The 13674-nt window shown below is 70.7% G+C and carries 15 protein-coding genes; 5 read left to right on the forward strand and 10 right to left on the reverse strand.

Annotated elements, in window-relative coordinates; translation table 11 throughout:
- Nucleotides 1-412 precede the first annotated feature (412 nt).
- Nucleotides 413-1315: a LysR substrate-binding domain-containing protein gene (locus PV734_RS00515; protein ID WP_319288480.1), complete on the reverse strand. Its 903-nt coding sequence runs from the start codon at nucleotides 1313-1315 to the stop codon at nucleotides 413-415.
- A 74-nt stretch (nucleotides 1316-1389) separates the two neighbouring features.
- Here PV734_RS00515 and PV734_RS00520 point away from each other — a divergent pair, with 74 nt between their 5' ends.
- Genes PV734_RS00520 through PV734_RS00540 form a run of 5 tightly spaced genes read left to right on the forward strand, consistent with a single transcriptional unit; the run spans nucleotide 1390 to nucleotide 5351 of the window.
- Nucleotides 1390-2055 carry a 4-carboxy-4-hydroxy-2-oxoadipate aldolase/oxaloacetate decarboxylase gene (locus PV734_RS00520; protein ID WP_319288481.1) on the forward strand — a complete coding sequence of 222 codons (666 nt, stop codon included), beginning with the start codon at nucleotides 1390-1392 and terminating at the stop codon, nucleotides 2053-2055.
- Entirely contained in the window at nucleotides 2052-2732 is a 681-nt protein-coding gene (locus PV734_RS00525; protein WP_319288482.1) for an RraA family protein, read from the forward strand. Before PV734_RS00520 ends, PV734_RS00525 begins: the two co-directional genes overlap by 4 nt.
- Nucleotides 2729-3343 carry an RraA family protein gene (locus PV734_RS00530; protein WP_319288483.1) on the forward strand — a complete coding sequence of 205 codons (615 nt, stop codon included), beginning with the start codon at nucleotides 2729-2731 and terminating at the stop codon, nucleotides 3341-3343. Before PV734_RS00525 ends, PV734_RS00530 begins: the two co-directional genes overlap by 4 nt.
- A gap of 8 nt (nucleotides 3344-3351) precedes the next feature.
- On the forward strand, nucleotides 3352-4533 hold the full coding sequence (locus PV734_RS00535; protein ID WP_319091467.1) for an aminotransferase class I/II-fold pyridoxal phosphate-dependent enzyme: 1182 nt from the start codon (nucleotides 3352-3354) through the stop codon (nucleotides 4531-4533).
- Nucleotides 4530-5351 (forward strand): alpha/beta hydrolase, encoded by an 822-nt coding sequence (locus tag PV734_RS00540; RefSeq protein WP_319091468.1) that lies wholly within the window; start codon nucleotides 4530-4532, stop codon nucleotides 5349-5351. The genes PV734_RS00535 and PV734_RS00540 overlap by 4 nt, the downstream gene beginning before the upstream one ends.
- On the opposite strand, the gene PV734_RS00545 is transcribed toward PV734_RS00540, so the two are convergent.
- From PV734_RS00545 to PV734_RS00585, 9 genes are all read right to left on the reverse strand, one after another.
- Complete coding sequence (locus PV734_RS00545) at nucleotides 5328-5810, reverse strand: hypothetical protein (RefSeq protein ID WP_415924144.1); 483 nt, start codon at nucleotides 5808-5810, stop codon at nucleotides 5328-5330. The two genes, PV734_RS00540 and PV734_RS00545, sit on opposite strands and share 24 nt — an antisense overlap.
- A gap of 72 nt (nucleotides 5811-5882) precedes the next feature.
- Nucleotides 5883-6698, reverse strand: coding sequence for a CoA ester lyase (locus PV734_RS00550; protein WP_319091469.1), 816 nt, complete (start codon nucleotides 6696-6698; stop codon nucleotides 5883-5885).
- Nucleotides 6695-7564, reverse strand: coding sequence for a hypothetical protein (locus PV734_RS00555; protein WP_319091470.1), 870 nt, complete (start codon nucleotides 7562-7564; stop codon nucleotides 6695-6697). Before PV734_RS00555 ends, PV734_RS00550 begins: the two co-directional genes overlap by 4 nt.
- A gap of 42 nt (nucleotides 7565-7606) precedes the next feature.
- Nucleotides 7607-8971 carry an MFS transporter gene (locus PV734_RS00560; protein WP_319091471.1) on the reverse strand — a complete coding sequence of 455 codons (1365 nt, stop codon included), beginning with the start codon at nucleotides 8969-8971 and terminating at the stop codon, nucleotides 7607-7609.
- A 49-nt stretch (nucleotides 8972-9020) separates the two neighbouring features.
- Nucleotides 9021-10487 carry an aldehyde dehydrogenase gene (locus PV734_RS00565; protein ID WP_319091472.1) on the reverse strand — a complete coding sequence of 489 codons (1467 nt, stop codon included), beginning with the start codon at nucleotides 10485-10487 and terminating at the stop codon, nucleotides 9021-9023.
- 15 nt (nucleotides 10488-10502) lie between these two features.
- The gene (locus PV734_RS00570) at nucleotides 10503-11096 is read right to left on the reverse strand and encodes a thiamine pyrophosphate-dependent enzyme (RefSeq protein WP_319091473.1); all 594 of its coding nucleotides are present in this window, start codon (nucleotides 11094-11096) and stop codon (nucleotides 10503-10505) included.
- Entirely contained in the window at nucleotides 11096-11632 is a 537-nt protein-coding gene (locus tag PV734_RS00575) for a thiamine pyrophosphate-binding protein (protein WP_319091474.1), read from the reverse strand. Before PV734_RS00575 ends, PV734_RS00570 begins: the two co-directional genes overlap by 1 nt.
- Before the next feature lie 143 nt (nucleotides 11633-11775).
- Nucleotides 11776-12588, reverse strand: a complete 813-nt coding sequence (locus PV734_RS00580) for an alpha/beta fold hydrolase (protein ID WP_319288484.1) — start codon at nucleotides 12586-12588, stop codon at nucleotides 11776-11778.
- A 37-nt stretch (nucleotides 12589-12625) separates the two neighbouring features.
- Nucleotides 12626-13576: a LysR family transcriptional regulator gene (locus PV734_RS00585; RefSeq protein ID WP_319288485.1), complete on the reverse strand. Its 951-nt coding sequence runs from the start codon at nucleotides 13574-13576 to the stop codon at nucleotides 12626-12628.
- Nucleotides 13577-13674: the final 98 nt, after the last annotated feature.

Below are 13674 nucleotides of genomic sequence, written 5' to 3' on the forward strand. Positions count from 1 at the left end.
TGGGGCTTCGTGCCGCCGTCAGGTGCGTCGCGCGCGCCGTGATGCGCGTCTGGATGGCGTCCCGGGATCCCGAGGTACGCAGCGGGCTGCGTACCGGCTTCGTTCCTCGCCCGTGGGCCCAAGCGCCACCACCCGCCGCGGGAGAGAGAACAGCCCGGTGACCACCAGCCGAGGAGCAGATCGGTGCCGTGCCGACGCCGTGAAGCAGGCGGTGGCGGATTCCGGCTCCGGTGACGCAACCATCGTGTTCCGGATGACCGTCAGTGGTGCGGAGCGGATGGCGTTCGCCTGTTCGCCGACGAACGAAGCGCACTGAGGCTGTCACCGGTGTTGACGACGGAAATGCGCCAGAGAGTCAGTCGTTTCTGATCAGCCTGAAAGTCGAGTGCGACGTCTGACTGTTCGCCCGCGGTCAGTCGTGCGGCGGCGCCGACGCTGTGGTCAGTCGCGACGCGATGGCGGTGAGGCGTTCGGCCAGCGCACCAGGTTCGGACCTTGTCATGGCGGTCAGTTCGATGGTCGCCGTCGCGTGACGGAGTGGTCTGAATCGTACGGCGGGGTGTGACGCGGACGCGGCGGCCGGTACGACGGTGACGCCGAGCCCGCACTCGACCATGGCGATCTGCGAGGTCACCGACCGTGCCCAGTGGTTGGGAACGGGGCTGAAGCCGGCGGCTCGGCACATGGTCGCCATGGCGTCGTGGTAGTCGGGCGAGATGTGGCGGTGCAGCCACACCCAGGAGTCGCCCGCGAGGTCCGCCAAATCCAGTGGACCGGCGTCGTCCGCCGCCGGGTGACCCGAGGGGAGGGCCGCCACGAACCTGTCGGCGTAGAGCGAGGTTGCCGTGGTGCCGCGGACCGGGGCGGTCTGGCGGACGATCGCCCAGTCGAGCGAGCGGTCGAGGAGGCCCGGGCCGGCCTCGTGGGTGTCGATTTCCTGGGTGCGGATCTCGACGTCCGGCAGCGCCTCGTGGAACCGCTTCAGCACAAGGGGCAACGGCCAGGAGAACGCCGAGGTGACCGCACCCAGGGTCAGTCGCCCACCCTGTCCGGTGGCGGCCTGGCGTGCGGCGATCTCCGCCTCCTCGGCCTGCCGGATCAGTGCGCGGCAGTGGTCCAGGAACACGGTCCCGGCGGCGCTGAGGGCGACCGACCGCTGGGTGCGGTGCAGTAGTTCACAGCCGAGCTGCTGTTCAAGCTGCTTGATCGCCTGGGAGAGCGGCGGCTGGGACATCTGCAGGCGCTGCGCCGCACGGCCGAAGTGGAGTTCCTCGGCGACCGCGACGAAATAGCGGGCCTGCCGGATCTCGACCATGATTCGCTCCGCCTCTTACTGAGAGATGAAATCAGACCTTCACAATATAATTGGTGGCTGTTGAAGTGGAAGCCATGAGCAACTCATCTCTCCTGGACCGCTTCGCGGCGCTCGACTCCGCCGCGGTCAGCGACGCGCTCGACCAGCTCGGGCTTCCCTCCGGAGTCGGCGGCATCCGCCCGGTGTGGGGTCCGGCGGCCGTCGTGGGATTCGCCGTCACCGTCGGGCTCGAACCACGTACAGACGGCCCTGCCGGAGCCCACATCGCCACCACGGCCATCGAGAGCGCGGACGACACAAGCGTGATCGTCGTCGACAACCAGGGCCGCACCGACGTGTCCTGCTGGGGCGGCATCCTGAGCCTGGGCGCTTCCCTTCGCGGTGCGCGCGGTGTCGTCGCCGACGGTGTGTGCCGGGACGTGGCGGAGGCCCGTGAGCTGGACTTCCCCGTGTTCTCGCGGGGGTCGATACCCGCCACGGCGAGGGGCAGGCTGCAGCAGCGCTCCACAGGCGAGCCGGTCGCCGTCGCCGGGCTCACGGTCGCGCAGGGCGACGTCGTCCTCGCCGACGAGACCGGTCTCGTCGTCGTCCCGCGGGACCGTGCCGAGGAAGTGGCCGAGATCGCCACCGGGATCGTGGCCCGGGAGCGCGCCATCGCGGACGAGGTGCGCGCGGGCGCGCCCCTCTCCCGGGCCATGCACGACGCCCGCCTCGCCGGAGAGAAGGAGTCGGTCCGATGAGTGACCCCACCGCCACCGCGAACCTCGCCCCCGCCCCGTCCACCGCTTCCCTCTCCGACGCCCTTGATTCGCTCGGGCTCCCCGGATCCCTCCACGGCATAGGCGCGCTGCGCCAGGGCCAACGGACGGTCGGACCGGTTTTCACCGTGACCTACGAACCGGTCGACGAGGCCGGCGGCACCGTAGGCGACTTCCTCGACGACGTCCCTGCCGGAGCGGTCATCCTGATCGACAACGCCGGACGCACCGACTGCACGGTGTGGGGCGGCATCATGAGCCAGATCGCCCACGTTCGCGGCATCGCGGGCACCGTCATCCACGGCACCTGCCGGGACGTCGCCGTCGCGACAGACGTCGGCTACCCGATCTGGTCGGTCTCCCGCTTCATGCGCACCGGCAAGGACCGCGTGCGGGTGGCCGCGGTGCAGACGGCCGTCACCGTCGACGGCGTCCTCATCCGTCCCGGCGACATCCTCGTGGCCGACGACGACGGCGCCGTGGCCGTCCCGGCCGCCCGCTGGGACGAGGTCGCGGACATCGCCCGCCGTATCGACCGCGTCGAGGACGCCATCGTCGACGCGGTCCGCGCCGGTGCCACGCTCGCCGAGGCGCGTGCGCGGCACGGCTACCACTCGCTCCAGACCCCGAACGACCAGACCCGGAAGGACCCCTCGTGAGCACGAACGACCTAGCCCGTGGCCACTCCAGTGCGACGTTGTCCGAGGCGTCCGGACTTCCCGTGGCCCTGTCCTCCCAGATCCGGTCCCTGTGGTCCGGTGCCCGGCTGTGCGGCCCGGCGTTCACCGTGCAGGGTGCCGGCGGCGACAACCTCGCCCTGCACCACGCCGTACTGCAGGCCCCATCCGGGTCGGTCCTGGTCGCCGACCTCGGCGGCGCCCGCTTCGGCCACTGGGGCGAGATCCTCACGGTGGCCGCCCAACAGCGCGGGATCGCGGGCCTCCTCATCGACGGAGGCGTCCGCGACGCGGCGGAGACCGAGGCGCTCGGCTTCCCGGTCTTCTCCCGCAACAACTCCATCCTCGGCACCCGCAAGGACTTCCGCGGCGTTCTCAGGCGACCCGTCAAGGTCGGTGGCGTCACGGTCCACGCCGGCGACCTCGTCGTCGGCGACGTCGACGGAGTCGTGGCGCTTCCGGCGTCCGAAACCGAGCGGATCCTCGACCGCGCCGACGTGCGCGTGGCCCACGAGAACGAGCTGATGAAGCGGCTCCGGGAAGGCCGCAGCACCCTTGACCTGTACGACAACTTCGAACCTGCCGGGCGGTGACGACACCCATGACGGACAACCCGATCTTCGCCGTGGCCGCCCAGGCCGAAGCGCTACGGGCCCAGGGCGCGGACGTCATCACCCTCGCTGCCGGTGAGCCCCAGGCGGCCAGCAGTGCCGCGGTGGTGGAGGCCGCCGTGGCCGCGGTCCGCGACCCCGCCACCCACCACTACGGGACCGCCCAGGGCGACCCCACCCTGCGTGCACTCGTGGCCACCACTGTCGCCGGTGACACCGGGCTCCCCTGGAGCGCGGACGACGTGCAGATCGCCCTCGGTGCGAAGCACGCCCTCTTCCTCGCGGTCCAGGCACTGATCGACGCCGGTGACGAGGTCCTGGTCGCCGCGCCCGGCTGGCCCGGGCACGCCGAAGTCGTCACCGCCGCCAGCGGTGTCGCCGTCCCGGTCGCCACCGACGAGGCGTTCCGGCTCTCGGCCGAGGCACTCGACCACTGCCGTACCCCGCGCACCCGGGCGGTGATCCTCTCCAGCCCCGGCAACCCCACCGGCGCCGTCCACCCCGAGGCGCGGCTGCGGGAGATCGCCGACTGGGCACAGCAGCACGGCATCTGGGTCATCAGCGACGACATCTACCGGGCGTTCGACTACACCGGGACCTACCGGTCGATCCTACGGGTGGCACCGCAACTGCGCGGCCGTACCGTCGTCGTCGGCGGAGTGTCCAAGGAACATGCCATGACCGGCTGGCGCGTCGGCTGGCTCGCGGCGCCGCCGGAGGTCATCGCCCCGGCGCGACGGCACGTGTCCCGCACCATCACCCATGTCCCTACGGTCAACCAGCGGGCCGCCCTCGCCGCCCTCGGTGACACCGGCACCCCCGTCGAGGCCGCACGCGACTACCGGCGCCGGCGCGCGCTTCTGGTGGAGGCGCTGAACGGGATCGACGGCATCTCCTGCCCGCTGCCCGACGGCGGCATGTTCGCCTTCCCCGACGTCAGCGGACTGCTCCGCAGCCGCGGTTGGATCAGCAGCGCCGACCTCGCCGCGTGGCTCCTCGACACGGTCCATCTCGCGGTCGTACCCGGCGAGGCGTTCAACGCGCCCGGGCGCATCCGCGTGTGCTTCGCTGTCGACGACGACACGCTGATCACCGCGATCGAGCGACTGCGGACCGCCTTCGGAACCACGGCGCGAGAAGCGGCCGCACAACAGCTGGAGGAGGTCCGATGAGCCCGGTGAGGAAGCTCGAAGGCTTCACGCTTCCCCTTACCGTCGGCGCGACCCGCGTCAAGGTGTCCGGCCTCCACCGCGGTGGGACCGGCACGCCCCTGGTCTTCCTGCACGGCTTCGGCTCGACGAAGGAGGACTACGCGGACGTCGTCCATCAGACCGCGCTGGCCGACCGGCCCGTCCTGGCCTACGACGCGCCGGGCTGCGGCGACAGCACCTGTGCGGACCTGGGCGCCGTCTCCATCCCCTTCCTCGTCTCCGTCGCCGAACAGGTCCTGGAGGCCCGGCAGATCGACCGCTTCCACGTCGTCGGACACTCGATGGGCGGCCTGACCGCACTCATGCTCGCCGACGGTGACCCCGCCAGGGTCGCGAGCTTCACCAACATCGAGGGCAACGTCGCACCCGAGGACTGTTTTCTCAGTCGGCAGATCGTCACCCACTCCCAGGACGACCCCGACGAGTTCCTGGCCCGGTTCGCCGAACGCGTCGGCGGCTCACGCTTCTACGGCGGCGCCCTGTACGCGTCGAGCCTTCCCCACAAGGTCCGGGCCGCGGCGGTCAGGGCCATCTTCGAGTCCATGGTCGACCTCTCCGACCACGGCAAGCTGCTCGACCGGTTCCTCGCACTCCCCACGCCGAAGACGTTCATGTACGGGGAGCAGAACAGCACGCTGTCCTACCTCCCCGCCCTGGCCGAAGGCGGCGTCGAACTCGCCGAGATCGAACACTGCGCCCATTTCCCGATGTACTCCAACCCGCCGCAGATGTGGGCCCGTATCGCGGACCTCGTCTCACGCGCGGACGCCGACGCCTGACGGGTCGGGCCCCGAGGCGACGTCGGCCGTGCCGGCGGCGACGTCCAGCCGCCACAGGACCGACCCCGCACGAACCGTGACGGCCCCGTCGACGGGGCCGTCCTGTCGGACGGGAGCCCTCGGGACAAAGGGACCGGCTTGGCGGCTTCCACCTCGTGAACAGCCCGGAAGCCCGGAGCCGGGCACCGGGCAGAGCGTGGCCTGCCAGCGGGTTTCCGAGTGGGCCTCGGAGACGACGGACGGCCGGAAAGAGCACTCATGACTGGCTCGGCCGTCGCTTCGGCGTCGGACAGCTCTTGCGTCGTCCCGAAGGCCTGTGCACAGACACAGAGAGGCGATATTGCCGTAGGGCACGCCTGACGGGGTCGTGCGGGCGGCGTACTGCGGCGCCGACCCGTTCTTGGCCATGGAATGCAGGATGCGGCCGGTGGAATAGAGACCCGCGTCGAGTGACGACAGAACCGACTCCGCCGCCGCGGCCCGGCACGTGCGTCGTACTTCGTCGCGCCCGCGTTCGGAGCACCAGCCCTGTCAGGTTGCGGGGTGCGGTCCGTGGGCCTGTGCCAGGACGCGGCGTGCGCGTTCCAGCACCGGTTTGTCGACCATCTGCCCGTCGACCGTGGTGACCGAGTGCCCGGCGTCGAGGACCGCGCGCGCCCACCGCACTTCCTCGGCCGAGGGCGCGAACCCCGCGGCCACTCGCGGGAGTTGGTGGGGGTGGATGCAGAGTTTGCCGGTGAAGCCCAGCCGTCGGGCGTGGGCGATGTCGGCGGAGAGCGTGTCCATGTCCCGCACGGCGGTGGTGACGCCGTCGACGGGCGGGGAGATGCCCGCCGCGGCCGAGGCGACGACCAGTCGGGAGCGGGCGTGGGCAAGCGCCGTGTGATCGTCCTGGGCGATGCCGAGTTGGGCGGCCAGGTCGACGTTGCCGAAAGCGGCACGGGTGACGCCCGGTGCGGCGCACACCTCGCGCGCCCGTTCCACGCCGAGCGCGGTCTCGACGAGTGGGACGAGGCCGCATCGGCCGGCCGTCCGGGCGGCCAGGCTGGCCAGTACGGCGGGGTCCTCCGCCTTGGGCACCATGACCGGGCAGCCGTGGTCGGCCGTCACGCGCAGGTCGGCCTCGGACCACGGGGTCCCGGGCGCGTTGATCCGTACGATCGCGCGGTTGCCGAGGGCGAGCCAGGCCGCGGCGTTGGCGCGGGCGCGGTCCTTGTCCTCGGCGGCGACCGCGTCCTCCAGGTCGATGATCACCACGTCGGCGCCGGAGGAGGCGGCCTTGTCGAAGCGGTCGGGCCGGTGTCCCGGCACGAAGAGGAGGCTGCGGGCGGAGAGGACCGGGATCATGCGAAGGTCACCTCCGCCCCGGCGTGCCGTTCCTCCCGATGGGTGGCGACGCGCAGTTCGGCGCGGTCGCCGCGAGGCGTGCCGCAGACCAGGAGGTGTTCGCCGGCGAACACGGGCCGACGCAGCCGGTACGACAGGGAGCGCACCTGGCGGTCGGGGGCGTGACGGCGGGCGAGTTCCAGCATCAGCAGGGCCAGCAGGGGGCCGTGGACGACGAGTCCGGGGTAGCCCTCCTCACCCCGGCAGTACGGGGCGTCGTAGTGGATGCGGTGGGCGTTCGCGGTCAGGGCGCTGAAGCGGAAGAGCAGGGCAGGGTCGGGGTGCAGGGGAAGCTGCCACGGCTCGTCCCCGTGAGGGCGGGTCAACTCGTCAACGCCGGAAGGGTGTTGTCCGGTGCTGCGTCCGGAGCGGTAGACGATGTCCTGTTCCTCCACGAGGCAGGTCCGCCCGTGCTGGCGGAACTCGCGGCGCTCGGTGACGAACAACATCTCCCCGGTGCGCCCCAGCTTGGCGGTCACGGAAGCGAGAGAGCTGACACGTTCGGCGGGTACGCCGAGGCGGAGCGGCTCGGTGATCTCGCAGCGGCCGCCCGCCCACATGCGCTGCCGGTGGGGAAGGGGCGGCAGGAAGTGGCCGTTCGAGGGGTGGCCGTCGGCGCCGAGTTCCCGCCCGGCGGGCCAGTTCAGGAAATAGAGCCACTGCCACAGCGGGGGGAGCAGCCCGTCGGCCCTCGGGCCGGGGCCGGGGAGGTTCAGGACCGCCGACAGGGCCGCCGCCGGGCCGGCGTCCAGCGGGTCCTCCTCCTCGACCGGCCCCGGAGTCCACGACTCCACGTAGGTGCTGAGCGGGGGTGGGGTGGGCTGCATCGTCCTTCTGTCCTTGAGGTCTGGCGTGCGGCTTGGCTGTGGTCAGGTGAGCGGTGCCGTCTTCGGCCGGGGATGGGAGGCGGGGGTCTCGGCGGTTTCCAGAAGCGAGGTGCGGGACGGCTCGGGTACGAGGAGGGTGGCCAGGAAGGTCAGCGCGATGCACCCGGTGACGTACCAGAAGAAGACCGTCTCGTGGCCGCTGTTCTTGAGGCCCAGGGCGATGGGTTCGGTCATCCCCCCGAAGGTGGCGGCGACCAAGGCGTGGGGGAGGCCGACGCCCAGGGCCCGGACCTTGGTGGGGAACATCTCCGCCTTGATGATGGCGGCCAGGGCCGAGTAGCAGCTGACGAAGGTGAGGGCGATCGTCATCAGCAGGAAGGCGATCCACGGACTACCGGTGTGGCCGAGGACGGTCATGATCGGGACGGTGAGCAGCATGCCGCCGACGCAGAAGACGAACATCACCGGGCGTCTGCCTACGCGGTCGGACAGATGGCCGGCCACAGGCTGGAGCAGCATGAACACGAACAGGGCGGCGAAGCCGATGACGGAGACCGTCGACTTGGGGATGCCCGCCGTGTTCACCAGGTACTTCTGCAGGTAGGTGGTGTAGGTGTAGAAGGCGACGGTGCCGCCGATGGCCAGCCCGAACACGGCGATCAGCTGGCGCGGGTACTCGGCGAACAGAGCCCGCAACCCCTTGCGCTCGTTGACGTCCGCCTCCTGCGCGGCGGCCTTCGCCTGTTCCTCCTGGAAGTGCTGCGACTCCTCCATGGTGCGGCGCAGGTACATCACGACCAGACCGGAGACGGCGCCGATCACGAAGGGGATGCGCCAGCCCCAGCCCTGCAACTGGTCCTCGGTCAGCAGGTTCTGCAGCACGATCATCACGAGCAGCGCCGCCAGCTGGCCGAGCACGATCGACACGTACTGGAAGCTGGAGTAGAAGCCTCGTCGGCCGGGCGGGGCGATCTCGGCGAGGTAGGAGGCGCTGGAGCCGAACTCGCCGCCGACGGACAGTCCTTGGGCGAGCCTCGCCAGCACCAGGAGGGCCGGTGCCCAGAGGCCGATGGCGTCGTGGGAGGGGGTGAACGCGATGGTCAGCGAGCCGATGCTCATGAGTGTGACCGACAGGGTCAGTGCCTGACGGCGGCCGTGCCGGTCGGCGTATGCGCCGAGCAGCCAGCCGCCGAGCGGACGTATCAGAAAGCCGACGGCGAAGACGACCGCTGTGGACAGGAGTTGGGCCGTCTGGTTGCCCTTGGGGAAGAACACGGACGCGAAGTAGATGCTGAACGTGGCGTAGATGAACCAGTCGTACCACTCGACGAGGTTGCCCAGACAGCCGCGTATGACGTTGGCGGTGACCCGGGTCGGTGCGGGGACGGGGGTGCTGGACTGCGACATGGGAAGCTCCGTTGCTCGTGTCGCCGGGGAGATGTCTTTGTGGGGCCTTTCAGCGCAGGACGAACGGATTGCCGGTGGCCGCGCCGGTGTTGATCCAGACGCTCTTGTCCTCCAGGTACGCCGTGACGGCGCCGATGCCGTTCTCGCGGCCGATGCCGGAGTCCTTGAAGCCGCCGAAGGGCGTCAGGTAGCTGACGGCGCGGTAGGTGTTGACCCAGACGGTGCCGGAGCGGATGCGGTCGGCCATGCGGAAGGCGCGGCCGATGTCGCTGGTCCAGACGCCGGCGCCGAGGCCGTAGCGGCTGTCGTTGGCGAGGGTGACGGCCTCGTCCTCGTCGTGGAAGGGGATCACGGCGAGGACGGGACCGAAGACCTCCTCCTGGGCGATGCGCATGCTGTTGCGTACGCCGGTGAAGACGGTCGGCTCGACGAACCGGCCTCCGGTGTCCGCGGCCTTGCCGCCGAGAACGAGCCGGGCGCCTTCGCGCTGCGCGATGTCGATGTGGTCGAGGATCTTTGCGTACTGGGCCGGGGTGGTGATGGGTCCGACCTGGGTGGCCTCGTCCATGGGGTCGCCCATCCGGGCGGTGCGCGCGAGGTCTACCAAGTTGCCCACGACCTCGTCGTGCACGTCCTGCTGCACCAGGAGCCGGGATCCGGCGATGCAGGTCTGTCCGGTGGCGGCGAAGATGCCGGAGACGGCGCCGTTGACGGCGGCGTCCAGGTCGGCGTCGGCGAAGACGATGTTGGGCGACTTGCCGCCGAGTTCGAGGCTGACGCGCTTGAAGTCGCGTGCGGCGGCCTGGTTGATGCGGCGGCCGGTGGTGTCCGAGCCGGTGAACGTGATCTTGCGGACGAGGGGGTGCTCGACGAGGGCGGCGCCGACGTCCTGGCCGAATCCGGTGACGACGTTGACCACGCCGGGCGGCAGTCCTGCCTCGTGGAGGAGCTGGACCAGTTCGAGGGTGGAGGCGGAGGTGAATTCCGACGGTTTGACCACCACCGTGCAGCCGGCGGCCAGGGCCGGGGCGATCTTCCAGGCGAGCAGCAACAGCGGGGAGTTCCAGGGAGTGATGACCGCGACGACCCCGACGGGCTCCTTCTTCGTGTAGGCGAAGTAGCCCTTCTTGTCCAACGGGGGGACGGTGCCCTCGATCTTGTCGGCGAGCCCGCCATAGTAGTGGAACCACTGGGGGACGTAAGTCAGTTGGCCGTACATCTCCGTGAACAGCTTGCCGTTGTCGCGGACTTCGGTCTCCGCGAGGCGGCGGGCGTGCGCGGCGATGGTGTCGCCGAGCTGTCGGAGCAGCGCGCCGCGGGCGCTTGCGGTGAGTTCGGCCCAGGGTCCGCTGTGCAGGGCGCGGTGGGCGGCTCGGACGGCGTCGTCGACGTCTTCCGCTGTGCCCTTGGCGATCTCGGCCCATGGGGTGCCCAGGTAGGGGCTGTCGGTGGGGAACCATTCGCCCGCGCCGGGCTTCCGGTTCTCCCCGTCGATGAACATCTCGTAGCGCTGCATGGAGAGTCCTGTCGGCTAGAAGGTGCTCAGACCGAGTGCGGCGCGGAAGGAGTTCTTGTTGGCGACCCCGTCGCGGGGCGGAAGGGCGCGCGGCGGCTCTTCGGTGGTGATCAGCACCTGTGCGTACGTCGTCGCCGCGCGCGCCTTGATCCGCAGGGCGAGGTCCTCCGTCCGGTCGGCGTCGGTGATCCGCACGACATCGCGGATGCCGAAGCCCTGGGCGACGGCCATGAGGTCGGTGCCGAGCCCGGTGTGACTGGGCTGCATACCGGTCTCGCCGAAGTGGGCGTTGTCCAGCACCACGACCGTCAGGTTGGGCGGGAGTACGGCCCCGATGGTGGCCAGGGCGCCGATGCCCATGAGATGTTCGCCGTCGCCGGTGATGGCGACGACCGGGCGGTCCGGCCGGGCCAGGGCGAGGCCGAGGGCGAGCGGGGCGGCGGCGCCCATCGCGCCCCAGAGGTAGAACGTGCCGGGGCGGTCGCCGGCGGCGAACACGTCATAGCTGGGCGAGCCGAGGCCGGTGACGATCAGGGCGTCCTCGGGGAGGCGGCCGATCAGGTCGGCGACGAAGCGGCGCCGGTCGAGGCGGGGGAGAGCGGCGGTCATCAGTTGCGCTCCCACTTCTTGCGGCCGATCAGTTTCTGTCCGAGGAGCACGGCGACGCGCTCACCGGCCTCGAACACCGAGTCCAGAGCGGCCTCGACGGTCTCCGCGACGTCCTCGGGGTCGTCGGCCCGCAGGACGGTGATGCCCATGAGCTCCAGGGCCTGCTGGGTGGTGCGGCCCATGGGGCTCTGCCACGGGTTGAACTCGGCGTACTCGCCGCGCATCGTCACCAGCGTGAGGAAGGGGAACCGGGCCATCTGCGGCAGGGAGAACATGTTGACGCAGTTGCCGACGCCACTGCTCTGCATCAGCAGTACCGCTCGCTGACCGCCCAGCCACGCCCCGCTGACCACGGCGACCCCCTCCTCCTCGGTGGTCAGCACCACGTCGTGGATGGCCGGATCGCGTCGGGCCTCACGGATGGTGTGGGAGTGACCGGAGTCGGGGACGTAGGCGATCTGCTGGACTCCGCGCTTCTTCAGCGCGGTGAACACGTCCTCCTGCCAGGAGGGTGCCGGGGCATGTGTCTGGCTCATCCGTAGCGACTCCGCTGATCGGTCGGCTCAAGGTGCCACACATCATGGGTGCTGATGGATGAGGTTGGACAATAGAAATGCGTGATATCCGCATGCCTTGCTCGCATAGCGGGAGCCGCGGGCCCCGATGGCCCGTGGTTCGGCTACGACCGCTCGCCTTCGCCGAGGAACGCCTCGACGAGCGGACCGGCCTCCGTGCGGCACTCCTCGAAGTAGGCGTGGCGGGCGCCAGGGAACAGATGCGTCCGGGCGTCGGGTATGCGGGCGGCGAGCAGGGGGAGGTTGTCCGGCGGAGTGAGCCGGTCCTGGTCGCCGTGCAGGATCAAGGTGGGCGCGGCGATGAGGGAAAGGGCGTCCCAGGCGTCGTGCCCGTTGCTGGCGATCAGATGGCCGTGGCGGGCGTGCGGGGGCATGCCGGGATCACCGAGGGTGGTGTAGGGGCCGGGGTGGGTGGCGCGCCAGGCGGGGGAGTACATCAGGTCGGTCAGCGCCTGCCGGGCGGCCTCCGGGTCCGGCTGGGCCAGGGCCCGTCGGACGGACCTGTCGCGCTCGACGGCGTGCGGGCCGCCTGGCGAGGTGCAGCCCAGGACGAGCCGCCGCACGCGGTCCGGGTGGCGGGCGGCCACCCACTGGGCCACGCGGCCACCCATGGAGGTGCCGTAGACGTCGGCCCGCTCGACGCCCGCGTGATCGAGGACGGCGATGACATCCTCGGCGAACTGCTGCGTGGAGTAAGGCCCTCGTGGCTTGCCGCTGTCACCGGTGCCGCGCTGGTCGAGGGTGATGGTGGAGTGCGTGGCGTGGAAGTCCCCGCGTACGGCGTCCCACCAGTGGTGGTTGTTCGCCTGCCCGGCCAGGAGGACGAGCGGATATCCGTCGCCTTGGAGCTGGTAGGCCAGCGCGACGCCGTCCTGGGCGCGGGCGATGGCGGTCGACCGGGGGCCGGTGTCGTTCATGGAGGTTCCTTCGACGGTGTTCTCGGGGTGCGGCGCGTCACTCGTCCTCGGCGGCGTCAGTGCCCTGGATCCGGGCGGACGGCCATCTGCCCTCGGCCACCGCCGAGTTGATCCTGCGGACCAGTTCACGCGCGACGACCTCCACGGCGGGCGGGGTGCGCCCGGACCGCGGAGTGCCGAGGACGATCGACCGCCACACGTCGGGCTCGCACAGCGGCGCGGCGCTCAGGGTGCCCTGTGCGACGTCCTCGGCGATGCCCACGCCGGGCAGCACCGTCCAGCCGTGCCCCGCACGGACGAGTTGCTTCTGCACCCGCATGGAGTTGGTCTGCACGACGACGTCCAGGGCGGAGTCGGCGCGCACCGCCGCCGCGTCGATCAGCCGGCGCAGCGCATGCCCCGAGGCGGGCATGACGAGCCGATGCCCCGCCGCCTCCGCGAGCGGCACCGGACGGTCGGCACGCAGGCCGGCCGACGGCGGAGCGACCGCCCACAGACGCTCGCGCACCAGCGGGTGGGCGTTGAGTGAGGGCGTGCTGTCCAGGTTGTAGAGCAGGGTCAGATCCAGGTCGCCGTCGTCGAGCCACTGCTGGAGGTGACCCGAGTAGGCGGTCATCAGTCGAAGCTCGACGCCGGGATGGCTGCGGGCGACAGCGGTCACCAGCGGCTCGGAAAGCAGGTCGCTGGTGCTCTCCAGCAGGCCGACGGTGACGATGCCGGACACCTCGCCCGGGGCCGGTTGCACCTCGGCGCGGGCCCGCTCCAGCTCGTTCAGGGCCCGCCGGGCACGGTCGACCATGATCGAGCCCGCCTCGGTGGGGCGCATGCCCGTCCCGGTCCGCTCGAAGAGGTCGACGCCGAGTTCCTGTTCCAGGGTGCGGATCTGCCGGGTCACCGCGGGCTGCACCAGATGCAGCAGCGCCGCGGCACGCGTGACGCTGCCCACCTCGGCGACCGTGACGATCGCCTTGAGCTGCTTGACGTCCAAGAGGGGCCTTCCTTCCGCAGCCATCCGGTGTGTGCATGGGGGTATCACGCAATGCTATTTCACTGGCATCACCATGAGCATTCATGATGGTAGCCCCG

This window comes from Streptomyces sp. AK08-02 (genome assembly GCF_033795085.1).
Taxonomy (GTDB): Bacteria; Actinomycetota; Actinomycetes; order Streptomycetales; family Streptomycetaceae; genus Streptomyces; species Streptomyces echiniscabiei.